This window comes from Dongia sp. (assembly GCF_041909655.1).
In the GTDB taxonomy this organism is placed as follows: Bacteria; Pseudomonadota; Alphaproteobacteria; order Dongiales; family Dongiaceae; genus Dongia.
Genome location: NZ_JAYRDA010000005.1, coordinates 1 through 17,196 on the forward strand (window position 1 = coordinate 1; position 17,196 = coordinate 17,196).

Here is a 17,196-nt window from a genome sequence, read left to right on the forward strand (position 1 = left end):
CGGCGTGGCGCATGCGGTCCCCCTCGCCCCTCAGGTCAAGGCATTGATCGAGGATGCACCCGTGATCGAGGGTGCCAAGTCGTTCGTCTTCACGACCGGGCGCCGCGGGGACGCCCCAGTCTCCGGTTTCAACAAGGCGAAGCTGCAACTCGACAAGCACATTCTCGAGGCTCGGCAGAAAGATGACCCCGAGGCGAAACCGATGCCGGATTGGCGATTGCACGATCTTCGCCGGACATTCCGCAGCGGCTTATCCAAGCTGCGGATACCGCCGCATATCGCCGAACGCTGCATCGCGCATATCCCCGGCGGGATTGCCCGGGTCTATGACGTGCACGAATACGAAGATGAAAAGCGCCAGGCCTTTGAGGCATGGGCGAACTATGTGGCGCGGCTGATCGAGCCGGTGCAATCCAACGTCCGAATGCTCAGAGGTTCGAAATGAGTTGGCATATACCGTTTGCTCTCGCCTTGGCCCTGTCGTTCGTCGGAGCGGCGACAGACTGCAACGCGCAATCGACTTTCCCCGAACCAACCCCGGAAGAGAAAGCCGCGGCGAAAGCTCAGGCTGAGGCGGCAATGGAACGAAACCCGTGGCTGGATGAATTGCCTGCGCAGCTCAAAAAGGAAATGGGTCGCTGCATTTTCGACAAGGGGCTTCACGAGGCGTGGCTGAAGTACAAAGACAATCCGAATCCGCCGCCACTTCCGCGATACCTGGACACTCACTTGGCCGCCATTGATAAACTCGGAGCACGGGAGTTCGCGGATTTCGAACTCTACTGCCCTGAGACAATTGAACAGCTGAAACAGTACATCCCTTGATAATGCGCGAGAGGCCCATGAGCTTGTTTCGGACTACCTTTTCTGTCCTCACTTTACTCGCGCCACTGATTGCTGCCGGCGGGAGCGTGGCGCAGGAGCTCGACCTTGGCGACACCACTACAACTTTGCCAGAAGAGGTCACCATCGAACTCGATATGGAGCGCTTGCACAGAGAACATCCATTTCTCGACAAAATGTCGGAGTGGCAGATATCGGATATGCTCTTCTGCATTGAAATTAAAGTAGAGCGTGACATTGCAGCGCGAGCAGGAAATAGCGCTCCCTTGTTCGATCCAATGCTCCTGACTGCTGAGTTCGAGCACGCGATCGACCGTGTCGCAAATGGCGATTTTGAGCCGTACAGCGAGAACGATTACTGCCAACAAACGATGAAAACGATTAAGGGCTTTATTAACTGACCGCGCCGGCCGGTCGCCGGCATAGAGACGGCCCCGCCTAGTGTTGGAACCACCCGGCGGGGCCTGACCACGAAAGGGCCAACGGAGGGCCCCAATCATGGCTACAATGACCACTACCACACCGTTGCCGGCAGCGGAAATGCCGCAGCTCGCAGACCTGGAGCATCTTGCCGCGGAGTTGATCGCGGCAGATGCCAGGACAAAGCTGCCCGAAGCTCGCGACGGCATGGGATCGACGGCGACGATCACGACTTCGGATGATGGGGGTGCGTCATGAGCGCGGACTTCGACGGGCTCACCGTCTCCCGCTGGTACTACGCCATGTGCCGGCAGGATCAACGCCCGATGCTGATCGATTTCGGCACCGGTAGAATCACGGGCCGGCGCATCGTCGAGGTCAAGGTTTTAGGCCGAGACTATGATGATGATGACTGCCAACTTTGGCACTGGATGCGCCAACACGACGCCGAGGTCATGCAGTATCTCCAGGGCCTTGGAGCTTGGCGCTACAGCTGGGGTGGCCGCGTCCGGCCGATCGGCACGACGTCGGGCCTAACGCCTGCGCAAGAGGCTGCCTCTATCATCGCCGCAGCTGATAGAGCGAGGTTTCATCTTCACATCTGGATTGACGATCGCGGGCGCGATCGCATTTCCGCAAGCACGCCGCTTGTCGACGATAACCTCGAGCCCCTGCCCGAACCGCAATGCGACGTGCAGGCCTGGGAGCGCGTCATTGTGCCGGGCCTCAAGAAACTGCGGCCGGTTGTTGCGGATCTGCTGTGGCAGCGGCAGGTGATCCAAGAGGCGTCGGGTAAGCTGTGACCGTTCGCCCGCGGAGGGGATGATGGCGAAGAAACCGGCGGCCTGGGTTTACAAGCCGATTTACTTCGATCGTGACGCTATCGAGCGCATCGTCGACGCGGTCGGGACCGAGCCGCCAGAGCTCGAGGAAGAATACCGCGCGAGCGGTGCCTCTGCGCGAGAATTCCTCTCGATCGCCCTCGACGGTGCCGTGAAGCTTTTCGCAAAGGATAGCAAGCACCAACCGCCGTCCTATGCGGCAACCCGCGATTATTTCCTTCGAATTGCGGCAAGCGTTGCGGCGCTAAGGGCAGACCTCGGAATAGAAGTCACGGCGTTTCGCGTCGGCACATCTTGGGACCATGCTATTGCGCGAGCGTCCGCCAGGTGGCCGCAGCCTTGGGCGATTGCCCGCTCTGCTGCAGGATCTCACGACGCATCGAGGGTGCTGCAAACTCTGGATTTCCTGGAGCACGAAAGCAAGGCAGCGGCCCAGCGCGTCATGCCCCTGGTAAAGAAGCCTGTAGTGCAGCAACTTCGCAAGTTAGCGCGGCAGCGCCTGGCGATCGATCTCGGCGGCATATGGGAGTCCTATTTTCGGAAGACGCGCGGCATTCCGTTTAGACGATTTGTGGACGCGGTGATTCGGGAGATGAAATCCACCATTGGCACTGCGCCACGTCTGACGGATGACGTTTTCCGCGAGGCAAGAGGCCGCAAGAGGAAGCCATCAGGGGGTGGGAAGTCGGCACGCAAAAGGGCGAAGTAACTTCCCATCTGTTTGCCCTAGTTTAATCGGTATACATGGTTAGCCACCTTGAAACAGCAGGAGGTGGCCACCATGCGCTTGTATCGATACCCCGACCTCGTAGCAAAGAAGATCGTCACGAATCGCGTGACCCTCGCCCGCTGGCAGCGTGATCTCGGCTTCCCCGACAGCATTAAACTCGGCCCGAACTCCATCGCGTTCAACGCCGATGCCGTCGATATCTGGGTCGCCGCCCGCGCGGGCATGACGATCGAAAAGCCGGCCGAGCGAGCCGCGTGATGGCGCGTGATGAACGCCCAGCGCCCGCCGGGGCCGAAAACGGAAGAAGGCGACACGCCCGCCAGCGCATCGCCTTCTATGTCGAAAAAACGGGAAATCTCGCCAGGAGAAGATAGCGCCGCCGGCATCGATGATCAAGGCAATGATCGCGAATTCGCCTGGTCTCGTGATGCTCTGATTCAGGAGCAGCGGCGCATTGCCGTCTACTGGAATACCCGAGGCCACGTCGCCTTCAGGGCGGAAGGCGAGTGGGATCCCCGTGGGTACTGCAACGAAGACGACACCGTCATAACAATCGATCCGCTTCACCTGCCTGCCGTCATATCGAAGCTCTTGCGGATGCAGAGGGGTGAAGAATGACAGGCCGTTTCTCGCGCCTTCCCCGTGCTGCCGTCGCTGATCGCCGGCTATCAGGTGACGATCTCCGCGCCCTGGCCGCCTTGTGCTGCTATGTCGACCGGGAAGGCCGTTGCTGGGTCAGCACCGACCGACTCGCCTCTGACCTAGGCATTCATCGGCGATCAGTGCAGCGCCATATCAAGACGCTCAAGGGCTATGGGTACGTCGCCAAGGCCGGCACGTTCGATATGGAGGACGGAAGGCGAGCAGCAGCACTCAAGGTCAGCTATCCGGAAGCGACGCCCGGTGTCGTTTTGCCAGAAGATGAAACGACATCTGGTGTCGTTCTTAATGACGATGATGACGAATTGGAAACGACATCTGGTGTCGCTACGGGCGATAGCGAAACGACACCTGATGGCATCCAGAACGACACCCAGCGTCATCCGAAACGACACCAGGGTGTCGCCATATATAACAGCCCATCTAAACAGCCCATCTTAAACAGCCCACCTGAATCAGCCCATGTTACGCAGCGACAGGCCGCTGCGGCGCCACAAGATGCTCATGAGAAGGAAGAGGACGAGGCAGCCACCCGGCATCTCTTGGCGAAGTACGAGCTCCTGACGCTCGAGATCGACAGGGCCGACCTGCTGTCCTGGATCGCCAATGCCATCGAGCACAACGGCCCCGGACCAGCCGAGGAAGCCCTACGGCGGGTGAGCGGCTGCAGCCGATACACGGTTGATGCGCTCAATGACGCGCACTGGCAGGTGCTAAATGACAAGTAGCGGCAGCCATGCCCGGGGGCCCCTAGGCCCTACCCTACCCAGGCGGGGGCGCATCCAGTCGCGTTGAACGACTGGCTTAGAACTTTTTTTTAGGTGGTGACGGATCAGCAACGGAGGAATCAGGATGAGCGAAGAACAAGGGGCCAAGGATTGGGCGGCCGAAGAGCCGAGCTATAGCCTCGCCGATGCCGCAGAAATCACCGGCCTCAGCCGGTCGACGTTGGAACGATTGCTACGCGAGGGCCTGCCCTACATCGAGCGTGCGGATCGTGATCGGCGGAAAGAGTGGAAGCTTTGCATCGGCTACATTATTGCCTTCCGAGCGCTCCAAAAGCGCAAGGAGGCATACGCAAAGTTGCGGCGGCAGCAGGGACTTCCCATCGATCCCTACGCGCCGCCGCCCTGGGATCCGCTTGTCGAAGAAATGTTGGATGACATGATCCTGCAGCTGCGGGACTTCCTCGCTGCGATCGGCCCCGAGTCCAACGCGAAAAGGCGCCGCGCCATGATCGGCAATTTCCTTCACGTGCTGGGGCGATTTGAGCTGCTGCGGGGCAAAGAACCATGACCGCCGAGATCCTGCGATTCCCCGCGCCAGGCCCCGCCAGCGCCGCCACGCCGCCGGACTATGCGCGACTGCTATCGGTGCTTTTCGATTATCCACCTGCCAAGGCGGAGTGGGTCGCGGCTGAATTCGCGCGCCGGCACGCGACGATATTAGGCGATGGCCAGTGGCCGCCGATCGAGACGCGGTCAACCTGGCCGGACGAAGTGCGGCGCGTTGCCGGCATTGTGGCGGAGCGTCATCACAAGCGAACTTCGGCGGCGTTGATGATGATCGTCGAGTTGCTGGCTAGCGTGTATGACGCCCGCGTAGGCGAAGGTGGCGAACGTGGATCTTGACCGGGCCTTGACCCCCGCCACCGGCCTGCGCCTGTCCGACGCTATGGCCGCCTGGTGGGCCCGTATCCGCCCGACCGAGGCCGAGGCGCTCATCTGGTGGGAAGCGGAGATCCAGTCTACCGCAGCCGCTGCGATGGCCGCTGGTGCCACCGACACCTTGCGCGCCGCGACCGAGGCGCTCGGAGCCTTCCGCCGTGCAGACGACGTCGAGCGCCGCCTCTACGCCCAACGCGCCGCCCTGGCGCAATACAGCCACGCCACGGCCGCTTTCGTGGCGGTACTGGCTGCCGGCGCCCTGACAGCGCGTGTTCTGCACGATGGTCGCGAATGCGCGCTGCCGCCCTCGTTCTGGCTTGATGCCGAATTCCAGCACGCATGCTGGCACCGGCCCGCGATCTATCTCGACCGTGTCGAATTCGCGGCCTGGCTTTCCGCAGCGGCCGAGCTGGAGCGCGTACCCTATAGCGCGCTTGTGCAATTCCTCGCCGGTCGCACGCCTGCCGATACAGCGGCGCCGAGCGAATCCGAGGACTGGAAAGCGGCGAAAGCCCGATTCGGCGCGCGTGTTTCGCGGCAACTAATTCGCGGCGCGCGGAAGGAAATCTACGCGGATCGCCCGCCGATGCGCGGAAGGCCGCCGAAATCAACGGCCTAGAAATCGCCGTTTATTCGCCAACTTTCCAGTAGACGGCGATTTTTCAGCAGCGCCAAGAAGGGCGCATGGCACAGGCAAGATTCAATCACTCGAAACTCCAGGCGCTCAAGGTCGCGCAAGATGCCGGATGGCGCCGCCTCCGCGATCTGGGCAGCAGCGCGGAATTTTACCGCGATCACATCGGCCGCACCGAAACCGAAATGCGCCGGCATCCGATTGGCACGATGCGGGTTGAGAGTCGTAAGGACGCGCGCGATGACCTGATACGCTCATTCAACGCGCTCCAGCATAAGTTGGCCGCCGACGAGTGGGAGTTGCAGCAGATCGGCGCCGAGCGCGACCGTCTCGCGGCCCAGCAGGAAGAGCGCGGCCAGCTTCTACAGCGCTGCCTCGACGCGCTGAGGGCGCGCGGTATCGATCCCGCTTTCGTCGACGAGACGCCAAACGCCACCACTGGCCGCCGGGCCGACATCACATTCGGGAGCCGCTGAGCCATGCAAAAACTCAATGAACTTACCGCCGCCATCAAGGCCGCCGTTGGCGAGGTGGAAACGAAACTTGGCGAGATCCGGGCCGAGATCACCACCCTCAAGGCCGAACGCGAGACGGTCGCGGCAGCGCCCGTCACCAAAGCTCTGGCGCTCTCTCGGCTCGATGCCAAGCTCGCCGCCGAAGCCGCGAAGTTCGACGTTGATGGAAGCTTCATTGATCGGCTCTGGCGCCCGGATCTCGGCGACGAACCGCTCGGCCTAGTCGATATTTTCGTCGGCGAAGCGCATCAGAGCAACAACCTTGAGCCGATGCTAGCGGCACTCTTCGGCGATCAGCTGCGCAAAGCCCTCGCTACGAGGGTTGAAAGCGAATACAAGGCGATCACCAAGCAGGGCATCACCCCCATCGGTGATGAGGAGCGGGCCGAACGCCTGCACGAGATCGACGCCCGGATCGCCGACCTCGAGGAAGCCGAAGAATCCATCCGAGCCGAAGCGGCGCAAGCTGGCATCGATCTGGCGCCCCGACCGGACATTTCCGCCGAGGCGTTCCTTGAGATCGATGATGGCGAAGACGCCGACCAGCAGGATGCGGCGCAATGAGTCTCGTCAAACACAACGGCAAGTGGGTAACCATCAAGGAGTATAACGCCGCTGTTGATGCAGAGCGCAAGGCGCGAAATGCGGTGCGCGAGGCGCGAAACGCACCGCAAGCCAGCACACCCGCCCCGTCGCCAGCGCCACAGCAGGTCGAGCCCCCGAGCAATCCGGCGCCCGCCACTGATTCCCCAGATCCTGCGGAAGTGGCCGAGTATTGCGCCGCCAATGGTCGACCCGACATGGCGGCAAAATTCATCCGCGATCGGGTGCCGATGGCTGAAGTTCATCGCCTTGTCGACGTATCAGACAGGATCAGGACGCAGTTTGAAGCCGCCCGGGCAGTCAATCCGGAAATCCCACAGCAGTTTCTCGACGAAATGCTTCGCGGCATCGCGGGCGGTACGACATCGCCCGAGGTCGCGGGGAAAATGTTCTGCGAATGGCTGGCTGATCACCAAAGCCCCGAGATCATGGGGCAACTTTCGTCCAGCGACATCGCCGGTACCGCTGCAGGCAATCACGGCTGGGATCGCGCCCTGGCGCAGGCCGGCAAGGCGAAGGTGGCGAGATGAGTTTAAACGCTCGGGCAGGTTGGCCGGGCGGAGCCGAGATGTTGTTGATCTCCCTACGCCTCGGCTCACAACTAGCGCAAAGCCGTGGCAGGTCGAGCGCGACTCCCGGCCGGTATTGATCCCCTCGTTACCGGCCGGGACACTGAAAGGATAAGGCTGATGAAAGAGCGGAAGCGGCCACCCGGCCCGAAGCCAGGCGAGACCGCCGTGATATTTGGGACCGATCCGAAGGCAGCGCCGCTGCCTGTACCGCAGGCAGAGAGCGAGGCCGCATGATCCCCACGCCCAACACAGCCTTCGACGATGCCGACACCATGGCAACAGGCTCCGAAATCTGGCGAGACCGGCAGGGCTGCCTCCACGTCATCGCGGAAGATGACCCCGTCCGGTCTGACCCGCGCTGGATCGCCGCTAGGACCGCCCGGCTAGATCAACAAGCGCAAAGAGCGCGTGATTTGGCTGCCGCGTCGCCATGTACGAATTCATCGTGCTTCTGTAGGCGGCATCTATTTCCGGCTGCCCCAGAACCTCTTTCTGCCGGAGAAGCCCGATGAGCGTAAGCAATCCGAGCATCAGCGCTTCGGTGGTTTCACCCGCGTTGTCCAATGCCAGCGCGCGACAGGTTTCGATTTCCTTATCCGTCAACATCTCGACCTCCATTGGTTGCTCGCAACTTCCGATGGTAGGCCGAAGCCGGGGAGGTCGGCAATGATCTCCCCGGCTGAATCGATGAGCGATCCGGGCGCGGTGACGGCGCTTGCCATTTCGTCGGCCATCCCGATCGATACCGGCGATTTCGTGGTGCAGCGGACGGTCCCGACTGGCCTCACCATCGCTGAAATGATCGCGGTCTCCGGAATCGATCGGAAGACGCTGCGGCGAGCCCGGTGCTGGATCAAGGAGCCCGCGACGGACCGCGAGACATTCGTGCCGCAGGACCTGTGGAAGGTCGTTCGGCCGAAGCCCGGCATGTCACTGACGCTCCGCATTCGCCCGTCTGCGGGCGGCGGGGGCGGCGGCAGCAAGTCAGGGATCGGCATCCTTCTGTCCGTGGTCGTGATGATCGCGGTCGCGTTCGTGACGTGGGGCGTCGGCAACGCCGTTTTGCTCGCCGGCTATAGCGCAACAGCCGCAGCGGCAGCGGGTGCTATAGCCGGTGCCGTCGCTCCCATTACTGGAAAACTGATGATTTTCGAGAGGGTCTCGAGATGACGTTCATCTGCGCGACGATCACGAAAGAAGGTGGAGTCATCTCGCAAGATACAATGGCGTATCGCGCCAATGCCGCCGCTTTTGCACATGGCCGGGACCACGGCGGCCTGGCCGTAGATCAGCAGGATGCCGCAACATCGTGTTTCAAAGGTGGAGGTGGCGCCCACACGATCGATGTCCTCGGCCATACGTTTAAGATGTTCCCGATGCCGCACCTCAACATGGTCATAGGCGGCACGGGCAGCACTGCCATGATCGCCCGCTGGTGGTCTGAAATACCCATCCTGGGCGTCACGACGATCGATGAATTGAACGCCGTTGCGCCGGCCACCTTGTGCCGCCTGCGCTCCGAGTTGGGCGAGGCGGGTGACGCCGTTATTGTGCATGTCGGTTATTGCTGCGAGCGTGGCTCAGGAATCGGATTCGTCTATTCTTTCCACGATGATTTTGCTCCGGTCGAGCTGTCGCCCGGCGAGACGCTTTCGGCCGGTCTCGACGTGAACGATCCTGACTATGCCGAGATTTACGCGCTGTGGGCCGAGGCCAATCAAGGCCGCCACGTCGTCGAACTGCATCGCGCGGTATTCGCCCAATCCTGCCGCGCATTCGAGGCTGGCAAGATGGCGCCCGGCGTTGGGATCGGCGGCCAACTGCAGAGCGTCACCGTGTCGGCCGATGCGATCACCATATCTGGTGAGGCGGCATGACACGCCCGGTATGGTGGCTCGCGATCCTGGCGCTTTACGTCTTGGCGATCGGCGCAGGGCTGATCTGCCGAACGATCTAGGCGCAGCTTCGAAGAATGCGGCAGGGGTAATCCCGGCGATATTTTCGCATTTCAGGGCTTGTCAGTTGTTTAGTCAGCGGTGGGCTTGCGGAAATATTGCCTAACATCCGCCGCCATGACACCGACGTCTACTACCGCCATTCTCAATTCACCCTCGGTGCAACCGAATTCCTTACACCAATATCTGACCTCCCATTCCTCCTCTACATTGACCCGAGCACGATCGGCCGGACCGCGCTTGCTGAGATCGTCTGCCATTGAAGCCTCCTTTGTTTGGCGCCACACCAACTGCACAAGGGGGTCAAGGTTGCAAGTCCCCCTCAGGGGGCTCGACTCTCGGCTTCGCCGATGGCTCCTCGGCGATCAGTCCGGGTGCGCCAGGCTCTTGAGTAAGTATTGGCGCCGGTCCCGGCGCCTGCGCGATGTCCTGACGTTTTTTTGCACGAAGTTTCCGCCAGGCTAGGAGTTTTTTGTATCCGCCCGTTCCAATCGCAGCCGCGATGGCCCCTACCGCCGAGAAAATCGTGACATCTAGTATCTTTTTTTTGTTGTCTTCCCAAAATTGGCTTACACCATGAAAATTGGACACCTCGACTGAGATTTCTCGCGAATATGGCTGCCACCCAACTACGATTTTGCCTTCTGGACCTGAGCCTCGCTGCTCGGCATAAACTTCGAGTGAATGATTGCCGCCCATGATGGGAATGACTCGGTAGAGCCATGAACCGCTGCTACCTTTTGCGATGAATTGAACGGGCTCATCCGGAGCAATACGCGTAATCTCAAACGCCCCGTCCCCCGACATCAGATCCACATACATTAGCTCGGTAGTAGGTAATGCTTCTGCCATTTCTCTGGGATCGGCAGCGTTCGCCGCTGCAATCGCGGCTCGCTGATCGGCGAGTGCGCCAAAGCGTTCAATGGAAACTCGAACGGTAAGGGGCTCTCTAAAACGAGCGACCGCAGGAATGTCGGTGACAATGAGTCCCGGATCTCGAGAAAATCTCTGCTCTGATTCCGCGTTTCTCTTTTCTTCCATGACGACGATGAGTGCTGACTGCGAGTCGAGCGCTAAAAAGCGGACCAGCAGGAGGCTTCCTACCACAGCTATAGCCAATGCCCCGGCAGCACCTACTTTGATGCTCGTTCTTATAGACAACCCAGCAAGCAGCCAGCAGAGCAAGAACGCCCAAACTGGAAGCGTGAGAATCAGCAGGGCCAATGCGGAAAAGCCAGCGTCGCTCATCAAGGCCTCTGTCGCCGCTATCCATAACAGAGTGCAGCAGAGACATCGCTAAAGCAACTCTCGATAGCATTGCCCCGTTAATACAACTTAACGGAGGTATCGATGCTGAAGGCTGCACGACCGCTCGCGGCGCCAACCACCATGGAAATCGAGGGCCAGGCGATCACCTTCATTGACGGCTGGCATGCCAGGCTTTTCGAATACGGCCGGCACCTTCACGACCGCGGCATCAACAAGCGCATGCGGGATCCGCTGTGGCGGCACTTCGCCGGCTATGTCGAGAACCAGCCCGAGGCGGCGGCGCCATTCGTGAAGCCGCACCATGTCGACTTCTTGGCCCTGCACGTCTTCGATGACGTCGACCGACAGGCATGGGGGCCGGAGAATCTGGTCATCGATGCCGATCGGCAGTTCGATTACTTCCAGCGGAATATCCGGGCACTCTGCGCGGAGTTTCTGGGGGACTAGGCCGACCGACTACTCCCCGCCCCCGGCCCTTGCCAGCGTCTTGACCATCTCTGCGATCCGGCGCCGCACTGCAGCTTCTGGGATCCGATAATAGGCTCGCACGAGCTCGAGCGTCTCCCGCTTGGCCATCGGATCGGGCTCATACTCGACCGCCTCGAGGGTCTTGACGCCCATCAGCTTCGACGGCGACTTGTTTTGGACGTCGCCCGGGATGTCCTCGAAGAAATAGGAAATCGGCACGTCGAGCACGCGGCTGAGGTCGAACAAGCGGCTGCCGGATACCCGGTTGGCCCCACGCTCGTATTTCTGCACTTGCTGGAAGGTCAGTCCGATCGCCGCGCCGAGCGTCTCCTGGCTCATGCCAAGCAGGGTCCGGCGCTGGCGCATCCGCTGCCCGACGTGAACGTCGATCGGGTTCGGGAAGCCTTTGCTGGCCATGCGGCCCGAGGATTTACGCTGCTTGGTCTTCGCGGCCGGCTTTTTCGCCATCATTCTTTCTCCAGATTCATGCCCCGGCGCAGGCTGGCGAATAGTCGCTGCCCTGGCAATACCCTGGCGCAGGTTGGGCCCTATTTTGTCCGCTCTTCGCGTGTTATTGTTTTCGCTAGGGGAATACTCAACCAACCTGCCAGGAGGTGCATTAGTAGGAGGTGCTGTATGAAACAGCCTCGCTTAATGACCGACGATAACTACGTGGCCTGGAAACGCCTGGAGCGCCTAAGGGCCAACGCCAAGGCCAGACGGGCAGGTATCAGCGCTAGACACTTGTCTAAGACGATCAGGTGCGAAACTGATGGGCAAGCCCTCAAGGACCATGAGAGCCTCATCGCCGAGCAGCACAGGATTGTGGCGGAATGCAATTTGCTGATCGCAGCCTTTAAGGCGGGTTAGTGAGACCAGAGATGCTGATAGCGATTTTCCAGAATCCCCTGATCATCCGGGGCGGAACACCGGTCGCAATGAGTGAGTTTTTCCAGATCAGAGAACTCATCAGGGCGACGCCCGGCGCCGGCGGGAGTGACCGCAGCAAGCTCCTGCAGGATCTCGACGCGGGCGTCGACACCGCACAGGAGGCGGCCTTGCGTGCACGATGCGTCAAGGCTCTCAAGGGTCAGCTGATCGGCGAATGAGATTATTCTGCGCCTTCGCTGGCCGGGCCAGAGAAAGTACTGGAGCGGGGGCGACGCACGCACCGGTTTGCAGTCCGCGCAGATCCTACCTGTCGTCTTCCGGATTCGGGATGCTGTGCATAGGTAATCGGCAAAAAGGATGGTTATAATCGGCGATTGTTCCCATCCTTTAGCTGAAGATCGTTCCATCTCGGACTGAGCATCACGTGATGCTCAGGGAACCCAGGTTCCTCAAATTCGGCTGCCCGTGACCCCAAGCTCACCGCAAAGGAAAACCCCGCCGGAGCGGGGCTTAGAGACTATCGACGGGCAGTGCGTGCCGCCGCTTTTGCGCCTTTCATCCCTTGTTTGGTGGCGAGGTAAGTCCAATCAGGCCAATCTTGCCATCAAAACGATAGCCATCGCTAAAAATATCTCATGGCAATTTCGTCCTTTGGATTACAATCAGCCCAACGCCAACGGGGGAGGCCGATGTGACAGGGCAAAAGGTGGGGACAATCGTTACGGTTAAATTTCCAATAACCGTTACCGTCCTTGCCGGCATCACTTTGGTCGTATTGACGGCTATGTTTCACTGGCTCTCCGGCAGCGCAAAAGAGACTCTAGTCTTCTTCGCAACCGGCGTGGCAGCCGTAGGGGTCGTTGTGTCGGCCTATTATACCGGCAAGACACTGAATGCGATGATCGGCCGCAATGCCGAAGACGCCGAGATAGCTCGCCGACGTGAAGAGCGCGAAAAATTCAGCGATCTCAGGGCGTCACAATTGCTTGCCATGCGATACGGCGAGCGATGGAACGATCCCGCCATGTTTCACGTTAGGAATACGTTGCGCTCCGTCATGGAATTTGAGACACACTCCAACGACGAGCTAATAAACTTTGTTTCTGACGCCTCCCGGCGCACGAATGTTATCCATGTCGTTAATTTCCTTGAGGAAATCTCAGTCTCGATTAGACACGGGCTGGTTGACACGGACCTCGTCAAAGCGCAATTTTGCGGCATTGTTATCGCTACATGGCCCAAGCTGCTGCCATGGATTAGCCAGACGCGTCGGGTCCATCACGACAACATGATGTGGGACGACCTTGAGAAGATCTATAACGTTTGGAAATCAACGCCTCACTGACCACATCAAGTAGTAGAAAGGGAGCACACAATGACCCAAGGATATGCCATCTAAAGGCTAGTAGCCTGACCGAGAAAGGGCCGCCCCTAGGCGGCCCTTTTGATTCTGCCGGGATATATCGGTGCAGAGGCTTGCCCTCCAAGCATTACGTGACATTCAACCACCATTAGCCCGCCGTTCCCGGCGATGTCGTTCGCTTGAATGCCGGCCCCGGCCACCACTGCGAACGGCGTTCGCGATGCCGTGTATTTTCTCACGTTACCCAGGTTGTTACCCAGGCTACGAAATCGGCCAAATCGCCGCTCTCGCATATCAGCTAACTTATTGAAAAAATGGTCGGAGCGACAGGATTTGAACCTGCGACCCCTAGACCCCCAGTCTAGTGCGCTACCAGGCTGCGCCACGCTCCGACGCTTGTTCTCGAGGCTCCACTGACGGGAGCCTGGACCGGCCGGCGAAAGGCGAGGTTCACTCGGGCCTTAGGGGGTGCCGACGGCGCGCTCTATATAGCGGGGCACATGGCCCCGCGCAACGTAAAGAAACCGGTGTCAAAGGATACTTAGCGGGGGGAATAGTTAACGGGCGTCTGCCAAGCAGCCTGAAGGCCCCCGGCTTTAGCCGAGGACCTTTCGCAGGCGGTCCCGCAATTCCTCGAGTTCCTCGGTGATGGCCTTCACTTCGCGGACCTGGCGCTCGTCCAGGCTGGCGGCCTTGAACAGGGGCAAGTCCAACATGGATTGCGCCTGGCCCAGTTTGGCGGCGAAAGCCGGGTCGGCGGCGGAATCGGCCGCTGCCAGGGCATCTTCCGCATGGCCATTGCTCATGGCTGCCACCAGCGCCGCCTCAGCCGTGCTGGAACTGCCATCAAGGTCGGCCTCGGCACCAAGGCGCAGAGCCCCCTCGCGGATCAGCTTCTGGACGCCCTTGATGGTGTATCCCTGGTCGTAGAGCAGGCCACGGATGGCGCGCAGCAGGTCGACGTCCTCGGGCCGGTAATAGCGCCGGCCACCGCCGCGTTTCATCGGCTTGATCTGGGGGAATTTGGTCTCCCAGAACCGCAGGACATGCTGCGGCACCTCCAGATCGTCCGCGACCTCGCTGATGGTACGGAAGGCACCCGCGGCCTTCTCAACCCGGCGCGCGTTCGCACGACGCTGCTCGGCCCTGGCGGCTTCGTTCTTGGCTTGCGACCCGGTATCTGCCAGGGCGCGCTCGGATGATGCACGTTCGGCGGAAGAACTCATGGCTGCTTATCGGCGCCCTTGTTGACCCGGTCCTTGAGGACATGCGACGCGCGGAACACGAGGACGCGGCGCGGCTTGATCGGCACTTCTTCACCGGTCTTCGGATTGCGACCGATACGTTCGCCCTTCATGCGCACGAGGAAGCTGCCAAAGGAGGAAATCTTGACGCTCTCGCCGCGCACGAGCGCGTTCGAGACTTCGTCAAGGACGGTGTCCACCAACTCGGCGGATTCGTTGCGCGACAGACCGACCTCTTGATAGACCGCTTCGGCCAGATGCGCGCGGGTGATTGTATTGCCCTTCATCTCCCCCCCTACCTGATTGGTGGGCCACGTTGATCGGCGGCATTCTAGCCCGTCGCCGCATGGGGAAGGAAGCGTATCGTTTACTCTGAAATCAGTCAATTAGAGAGCGACGTTTAACTGCGCTCCCATGTGTGGGCTGGAAGAACGCCCGATTCGCGCGGAGTCCTGCCGATTCAGTAGCGAATCAGCGCCGAGCCCCAGGTGAAGCCACCGCCCATCGCTTCCATCAAAACCAAATGGCCACGCTGAATGCGACCGTCATTGACCGCTTCCGCGAAGGCGAGCGGGATCGAGGCCGCGGAGGTGTTGGCATGCCGGTCCACTGTGACGACGACCTTTTCCGGAGGCAGTTTGAGCTTGTTGCCCATGCTGTCGATGATGCGGCGATTGGCCTGATGCGGGACCAGCCAATCGACATCTTCGGGGCTGATGCCGGCCGAGGCGATGGCAGCATCGACGGCTGCTGCAAGATTGACGACGGCGTGACGGAAGACTTCCTTGCCTTCCATATGAACGACGCCAGCCGTCTGCGTCGTCGAAGGACCACCATCGACATAGAGCTTGTCGTAATGGGCGCCATCGGAGAAGAGATGGGTGCAAAGCACGCCGCGATCCTTCGCGGTTCCTTCGCCCTCACCCGCTTCCAGGACCACCGCCCCCGCACCGTCCCCGAAAAGGACGCAGGTGTTGCGGTCGTTCCAGTCGAGAATGCGCGAGAAGGTTTCGGCCCCGATCACCAGGGCCCGTTTGGCCTGGCCACAGCGCAGGAAATTGTCGGCAACCGCCAAGCCGTAAACGAAACCGGAGCAAACGGCCTGGAGATCCAGGGCAAAACCACCCTTCATGCCCAGGCGGTGCTGTACCTTGGTGGCGGTCGCCGGAAAGGTATGGTCCGGGGTCGTGGTGGCCAGGATCAGGAGGTCGATATCGGCGCCGCGCAAGCCGGCATGGTGCAGCGCCTGTTCGGCCGCATGGCAGGCGAGATCGGAGGTCAGCTCACCCTCGGCCGCCACATGGCGCTGCCGGATGCCGGTCCGCTGCTGGATCCACTCGTCGCTAGTATCGATTCGCGCGGCGAGTTCCTGATTGGTGATAATCGTCTTCGGCAGATAGCTGCCGGCGGACAGGACGAGGGATCTGCGGGTATTCATGATTTTAGAGCGCCGCCGCCATCGGTTCACCACCCGGTATCGCCATCAGTTGCGCGATGTCGTGGCGCATCCGTTCCATGGCGTCATTCTGGACCATATTCACGGCGACCCCAATGGCATTGGCAAAGCCGAAGGAATCGGTGCCGCCATGGCTTTTGACACAAATGCCGTTGAGGCCCATCAAAATCGCCCCATTGTAGCGGCGGGGATCGACCTGGGCACGCAGGCCGTTCAAGGCCGGGCGCGCGAAGAGATAGGCAATCTTGGACCAGATCGACATGCTGAAGGTCTGCTTCAGCCAATGACCGTAGAGCTTCACGGTACCTTCGATGGTCTTCAAGGCGATGTTGCCGGTAAAGCCGTCGGTGACGATGACGTCGACCGTTCCCTTGGCAATGTCGTCACCTTCGACGAATCCCACGAAGCGGCCTGGCAGCGGCACGTCGCGCAGAATGGATGCCGCGACCTTGACCGCATCATGGCCTTTGAGCTCTTCCGCGCCGACATTGAGAATGCCCATGCTGGGCTCCTGCACGCCGAGGACGAGGCGCGCAAAGACGTTTCCCATGACGGCGAACTGGACCAGATTATTGGCGTCGCATTGCACGTTGGCGCCGAGATCCAGCATCACGCTTTCCGAGCGCATGGTCGGAAAGAACGAGGCGATCGCGGGACGATCAATGCCCGGCATGGTCTTCAGCACGAACTTGGCCATGGCCATCAGGGCGCCGGTATTGCCGGCCGAGACGATGGCAGCAGCTTCGCCGGTGTGAACGGCATCGATGGCAAGACGCATGGAGGAGCCGCGGCCGGCGCGCAGCGCCTGACTGGGCTTGTCATCCATGGCGACCATGACCTCGGTATGGCGGATGGTGCTGACCTTGGCGAGTTCGGGAAGGGAATCGAGCATCGGCTTCAGCCGTGCTTCATCGCCGAACAGCAGGAAGTGCACATTGGGAAAACGCTGGCGTGCGATATCAGCACCCCTGACCACCATGTCAGGCGCGTTGTCGCCACCCATTGCGTCCAATGATATAGCCAGGCTGGCGTTCACCCCTTACTCCTTCCCGGCCATGAGTGTA

General features: G+C 60.5%; 27 protein-coding genes, 1 tRNA gene and 1 pseudogene. 20 read left to right on the forward strand and 9 right to left on the reverse strand.

Annotation, left to right across the window (positions count from 1 at the left end; translation table 11 throughout):
• From ACE3PR_RS11070 to ACE3PR_RS11140, 15 genes and pseudogenes are all read left to right on the forward strand, one after another.
• A pseudogene (locus ACE3PR_RS11070) lies at positions 1 to 445 on the forward strand (hypothetical protein); the annotation flags it as partial.
• Positions 442 to 825, forward strand: coding sequence for a hypothetical protein (locus tag ACE3PR_RS11075; protein WP_374371688.1), 384 nt, complete (start codon positions 442 to 444; stop codon positions 823 to 825). The pseudogene ACE3PR_RS11070 and the gene ACE3PR_RS11075, both read left to right, overlap by 4 nt.
• Positions 826 to 842: 17 nt before the next feature.
• Complete coding sequence (locus ACE3PR_RS11080) at positions 843 to 1,244, forward strand: hypothetical protein (protein ID WP_374371690.1); 402 nt, start codon at positions 843 to 845, stop codon at positions 1,242 to 1,244.
• A 97-nt stretch (positions 1,245 to 1,341) separates the two neighbouring features.
• Positions 1,342 to 1,521, forward strand: a complete 180-nt coding sequence (locus ACE3PR_RS11085) for a hypothetical protein (protein ID WP_374371692.1) — start codon at positions 1,342 to 1,344, stop codon at positions 1,519 to 1,521.
• Complete coding sequence (locus ACE3PR_RS11090) at positions 1,518 to 2,066, forward strand: hypothetical protein (protein ID WP_374371694.1); 549 nt, start codon at positions 1,518 to 1,520, stop codon at positions 2,064 to 2,066. Before ACE3PR_RS11085 ends, ACE3PR_RS11090 begins: the two co-directional genes overlap by 4 nt.
• 19 nt (positions 2,067 to 2,085) lie before the next feature.
• On the forward strand, positions 2,086 to 2,814 hold the full coding sequence (locus ACE3PR_RS11095) for a hypothetical protein (RefSeq protein WP_374371696.1): 729 nt from the start codon (positions 2,086 to 2,088) through the stop codon (positions 2,812 to 2,814).
• A gap of 48 nt (positions 2,815 to 2,862) precedes the next feature.
• Positions 2,863 to 3,093 (forward strand): helix-turn-helix transcriptional regulator, encoded by a 231-nt coding sequence (locus tag ACE3PR_RS11100; RefSeq protein ID WP_374371698.1) that lies wholly within the window; start codon positions 2,863 to 2,865, stop codon positions 3,091 to 3,093.
• A 9-nt stretch (positions 3,094 to 3,102) separates the two neighbouring features.
• A complete protein-coding gene (locus ACE3PR_RS11105; RefSeq protein ID WP_374371700.1) occupies positions 3,103 to 3,453 on the forward strand; it encodes a hypothetical protein in 351 nt (116 codons plus the stop codon).
• Positions 3,450 to 4,223: a helix-turn-helix domain-containing protein gene (locus tag ACE3PR_RS11110; protein ID WP_374371702.1), complete on the forward strand. Its 774-nt coding sequence runs from the start codon at positions 3,450 to 3,452 to the stop codon at positions 4,221 to 4,223. The genes ACE3PR_RS11105 and ACE3PR_RS11110 overlap by 4 nt, the downstream gene beginning before the upstream one ends.
• Before the next feature lie 124 nt (positions 4,224 to 4,347).
• On the forward strand, positions 4,348 to 4,791 hold the full coding sequence (locus ACE3PR_RS11115; protein WP_374371704.1) for a hypothetical protein: 444 nt from the start codon (positions 4,348 to 4,350) through the stop codon (positions 4,789 to 4,791).
• Entirely contained in the window at positions 4,788 to 5,126 is a 339-nt protein-coding gene (locus ACE3PR_RS11120; RefSeq protein WP_374371706.1) for a hypothetical protein, read from the forward strand. Before ACE3PR_RS11115 ends, ACE3PR_RS11120 begins: the two co-directional genes overlap by 4 nt.
• Positions 5,116 to 5,781, forward strand: a complete 666-nt coding sequence (locus ACE3PR_RS11125; RefSeq protein WP_374371708.1) for a hypothetical protein — start codon at positions 5,116 to 5,118, stop codon at positions 5,779 to 5,781. The genes ACE3PR_RS11120 and ACE3PR_RS11125 overlap by 11 nt, the downstream gene beginning before the upstream one ends.
• 65 nt (positions 5,782 to 5,846) lie before the next feature.
• The gene (locus tag ACE3PR_RS11130; RefSeq protein ID WP_374371710.1) at positions 5,847 to 6,272 is read left to right on the forward strand and encodes a hypothetical protein; all 426 of its coding nucleotides are present in this window, start codon (positions 5,847 to 5,849) and stop codon (positions 6,270 to 6,272) included.
• A 3-nt stretch (positions 6,273 to 6,275) separates the two neighbouring features.
• Entirely contained in the window at positions 6,276 to 6,875 is a 600-nt protein-coding gene (locus ACE3PR_RS11135) for a hypothetical protein (RefSeq protein ID WP_374371712.1), read from the forward strand.
• On the forward strand, positions 6,872 to 7,444 hold the full coding sequence (locus ACE3PR_RS11140; RefSeq protein WP_374371714.1) for a hypothetical protein: 573 nt from the start codon (positions 6,872 to 6,874) through the stop codon (positions 7,442 to 7,444). Before ACE3PR_RS11135 ends, ACE3PR_RS11140 begins: the two co-directional genes overlap by 4 nt.
• A 411-nt stretch (positions 7,445 to 7,855) precedes the next feature.
• Here the strand turns inward: ACE3PR_RS11140 and ACE3PR_RS11145 are convergent, their stop codons facing one another.
• Positions 7,856 to 8,092 (reverse strand): hypothetical protein, encoded by a 237-nt coding sequence (locus ACE3PR_RS11145; RefSeq protein ID WP_374371716.1) that lies wholly within the window; start codon positions 8,090 to 8,092, stop codon positions 7,856 to 7,858.
• A gap of 60 nt (positions 8,093 to 8,152) precedes the next feature.
• On the opposite strand from ACE3PR_RS11145, the gene ACE3PR_RS11150 reads away from it, so the two are divergent.
• Both ACE3PR_RS11150 and ACE3PR_RS11155 read left to right on the forward strand, forming a co-directional pair.
• Positions 8,153 to 8,656: a hypothetical protein gene (locus ACE3PR_RS11150; protein WP_374371718.1), complete on the forward strand. Its 504-nt coding sequence runs from the start codon at positions 8,153 to 8,155 to the stop codon at positions 8,654 to 8,656.
• The gene (locus ACE3PR_RS11155) at positions 8,653 to 9,363 is read left to right on the forward strand and encodes a hypothetical protein (protein WP_374371720.1); all 711 of its coding nucleotides are present in this window, start codon (positions 8,653 to 8,655) and stop codon (positions 9,361 to 9,363) included. Before ACE3PR_RS11150 ends, ACE3PR_RS11155 begins: the two co-directional genes overlap by 4 nt.
• A 149-nt stretch (positions 9,364 to 9,512) precedes the next feature.
• On the opposite strand, the gene ACE3PR_RS11160 is transcribed toward ACE3PR_RS11155, so the two are convergent.
• Both ACE3PR_RS11160 and ACE3PR_RS11165 read right to left on the reverse strand, forming a co-directional pair.
• On the reverse strand, positions 9,513 to 9,701 hold the full coding sequence (locus tag ACE3PR_RS11160; protein ID WP_374371722.1) for a DUF3606 domain-containing protein: 189 nt from the start codon (positions 9,699 to 9,701) through the stop codon (positions 9,513 to 9,515).
• Between the two features lie 43 nt (positions 9,702 to 9,744).
• Positions 9,745 to 10,689 carry a hypothetical protein gene (locus ACE3PR_RS11165; protein ID WP_374371724.1) on the reverse strand — a complete coding sequence of 315 codons (945 nt, stop codon included), beginning with the start codon at positions 10,687 to 10,689 and terminating at the stop codon, positions 9,745 to 9,747.
• Positions 10,690 to 10,791: 102 nt separating this feature from the next.
• Between ACE3PR_RS11165 and ACE3PR_RS11170 the strand changes: the two genes are divergently transcribed.
• A complete protein-coding gene (locus ACE3PR_RS11170) occupies positions 10,792 to 11,157 on the forward strand; it encodes a hypothetical protein (RefSeq protein WP_374371726.1) in 366 nt (121 codons plus the stop codon).
• 9 nt (positions 11,158 to 11,166) lie between these two features.
• On the opposite strand, the gene ACE3PR_RS11175 is transcribed toward ACE3PR_RS11170, so the two are convergent.
• On the reverse strand, positions 11,167 to 11,646 hold the full coding sequence (locus tag ACE3PR_RS11175; RefSeq protein WP_374372639.1) for a helix-turn-helix domain-containing protein: 480 nt from the start codon (positions 11,644 to 11,646) through the stop codon (positions 11,167 to 11,169).
• Between the two features lie 413 nt (positions 11,647 to 12,059).
• Between ACE3PR_RS11175 and ACE3PR_RS11180 the strand changes: the two genes are divergently transcribed.
• Together ACE3PR_RS11180 and ACE3PR_RS11185 are read left to right on the forward strand one after the other, a co-directional pair.
• Complete coding sequence (locus tag ACE3PR_RS11180) at positions 12,060 to 12,287, forward strand: hypothetical protein (protein WP_374371728.1); 228 nt, start codon at positions 12,060 to 12,062, stop codon at positions 12,285 to 12,287.
• A 473-nt stretch (positions 12,288 to 12,760) separates the two neighbouring features.
• Entirely contained in the window at positions 12,761 to 13,414 is a 654-nt protein-coding gene (locus ACE3PR_RS11185) for a DUF4760 domain-containing protein (RefSeq protein ID WP_374371730.1), read from the forward strand.
• Between the two features lie 333 nt (positions 13,415 to 13,747).
• Here the strand turns inward: ACE3PR_RS11185 and ACE3PR_RS11190 are convergent.
• The 5 genes from ACE3PR_RS11190 to plsX form a co-directional block, all read right to left on the reverse strand.
• Positions 13,748 to 13,824 (reverse strand) — tRNA-Pro (locus ACE3PR_RS11190).
• Between the two features lie 204 nt (positions 13,825 to 14,028).
• On the reverse strand, positions 14,029 to 14,658 hold the full coding sequence (locus ACE3PR_RS11195) for a MerR family transcriptional regulator (protein WP_374371732.1): 630 nt from the start codon (positions 14,656 to 14,658) through the stop codon (positions 14,029 to 14,031).
• Positions 14,655 to 14,963 (reverse strand): integration host factor subunit alpha, encoded by a 309-nt coding sequence (locus tag ACE3PR_RS11200; protein WP_374371734.1) that lies wholly within the window; start codon positions 14,961 to 14,963, stop codon positions 14,655 to 14,657. The genes ACE3PR_RS11195 and ACE3PR_RS11200 overlap by 4 nt, the downstream gene beginning before the upstream one ends.
• Before the next feature lie 173 nt (positions 14,964 to 15,136).
• Positions 15,137 to 16,114: a beta-ketoacyl-ACP synthase III gene (locus ACE3PR_RS11205; protein WP_374371736.1), complete on the reverse strand. Its 978-nt coding sequence runs from the start codon at positions 16,112 to 16,114 to the stop codon at positions 15,137 to 15,139.
• A 4-nt stretch (positions 16,115 to 16,118) separates the two neighbouring features.
• Entirely contained in the window at positions 16,119 to 17,168 is a 1,050-nt protein-coding gene (gene plsX / locus ACE3PR_RS11210; RefSeq protein ID WP_374371738.1) for a phosphate acyltransferase PlsX, read from the reverse strand.
• Positions 17,169 to 17,196: the final 28 nt, after the last annotated feature.

Excerpts from the sequence above, each read along its gene's own strand:
- ACE3PR_RS11075 (WP_374371688.1), top strand. The coding sequence starts at position 442 with ATGAGTTGGCATATACCGTTTGCTCTCGCCTTGGCCCTGTCGTTCGTC.
- ACE3PR_RS11080 (WP_374371690.1), top strand. The coding sequence starts at position 843 with ATGAGCTTGTTTCGGACTACCTTTTCTGTCCTCACTTTACTCGCGCCA.
- ACE3PR_RS11085 (WP_374371692.1), top strand. The coding sequence starts at position 1,342 with ATGGCTACAATGACCACTACCACACCGTTGCCGGCAGCGGAAATGCCG.
- ACE3PR_RS11090 (WP_374371694.1), top strand. The coding sequence starts at position 1,518 with ATGAGCGCGGACTTCGACGGGCTCACCGTCTCCCGCTGGTACTACGCC.
- ACE3PR_RS11095 (WP_374371696.1), top strand. The coding sequence starts at position 2,086 with ATGATGGCGAAGAAACCGGCGGCCTGGGTTTACAAGCCGATTTACTTC.
- ACE3PR_RS11105 (WP_374371700.1), top strand. The coding sequence starts at position 3,103 with ATGAACGCCCAGCGCCCGCCGGGGCCGAAAACGGAAGAAGGCGACACG.
- ACE3PR_RS11110 (WP_374371702.1), top strand. The coding sequence starts at position 3,450 with ATGACAGGCCGTTTCTCGCGCCTTCCCCGTGCTGCCGTCGCTGATCGC.
- ACE3PR_RS11115 (WP_374371704.1), top strand. The coding sequence starts at position 4,348 with ATGAGCGAAGAACAAGGGGCCAAGGATTGGGCGGCCGAAGAGCCGAGC.
- ACE3PR_RS11120 (WP_374371706.1), top strand. The coding sequence starts at position 4,788 with ATGACCGCCGAGATCCTGCGATTCCCCGCGCCAGGCCCCGCCAGCGCC.
- ACE3PR_RS11130 (WP_374371710.1), top strand. The coding sequence starts at position 5,847 with ATGGCACAGGCAAGATTCAATCACTCGAAACTCCAGGCGCTCAAGGTC.
- ACE3PR_RS11135 (WP_374371712.1), top strand. The coding sequence starts at position 6,276 with ATGCAAAAACTCAATGAACTTACCGCCGCCATCAAGGCCGCCGTTGGC.
- ACE3PR_RS11140 (WP_374371714.1), top strand. The coding sequence starts at position 6,872 with ATGAGTCTCGTCAAACACAACGGCAAGTGGGTAACCATCAAGGAGTAT.
- ACE3PR_RS11145 (WP_374371716.1), bottom strand. The coding sequence starts at position 8,092 with ATGTTGACGGATAAGGAAATCGAAACCTGTCGCGCGCTGGCATTGGAC.
- ACE3PR_RS11150 (WP_374371718.1), top strand. The coding sequence starts at position 8,153 with ATGATCTCCCCGGCTGAATCGATGAGCGATCCGGGCGCGGTGACGGCG.
- ACE3PR_RS11155 (WP_374371720.1), top strand. The coding sequence starts at position 8,653 with ATGACGTTCATCTGCGCGACGATCACGAAAGAAGGTGGAGTCATCTCG.
- ACE3PR_RS11160 (WP_374371722.1), bottom strand. The coding sequence starts at position 9,701 with ATGGCAGACGATCTCAGCAAGCGCGGTCCGGCCGATCGTGCTCGGGTC.
- ACE3PR_RS11165 (WP_374371724.1), bottom strand. The coding sequence starts at position 10,689 with ATGAGCGACGCTGGCTTTTCCGCATTGGCCCTGCTGATTCTCACGCTT.
- ACE3PR_RS11170 (WP_374371726.1), top strand. The coding sequence starts at position 10,792 with ATGCTGAAGGCTGCACGACCGCTCGCGGCGCCAACCACCATGGAAATC.
- ACE3PR_RS11175 (WP_374372639.1), bottom strand. The coding sequence starts at position 11,646 with ATGGCGAAAAAGCCGGCCGCGAAGACCAAGCAGCGTAAATCCTCGGGC.
- ACE3PR_RS11180 (WP_374371728.1), top strand. The coding sequence starts at position 12,060 with ATGCTGATAGCGATTTTCCAGAATCCCCTGATCATCCGGGGCGGAACA.
- ACE3PR_RS11195 (WP_374371732.1), bottom strand. The coding sequence starts at position 14,658 with ATGAGTTCTTCCGCCGAACGTGCATCATCCGAGCGCGCCCTGGCAGAT.
- ACE3PR_RS11200 (WP_374371734.1), bottom strand. The coding sequence starts at position 14,963 with ATGAAGGGCAATACAATCACCCGCGCGCATCTGGCCGAAGCGGTCTAT.
- ACE3PR_RS11205 (WP_374371736.1), bottom strand. The coding sequence starts at position 16,114 with ATGAATACCCGCAGATCCCTCGTCCTGTCCGCCGGCAGCTATCTGCCG.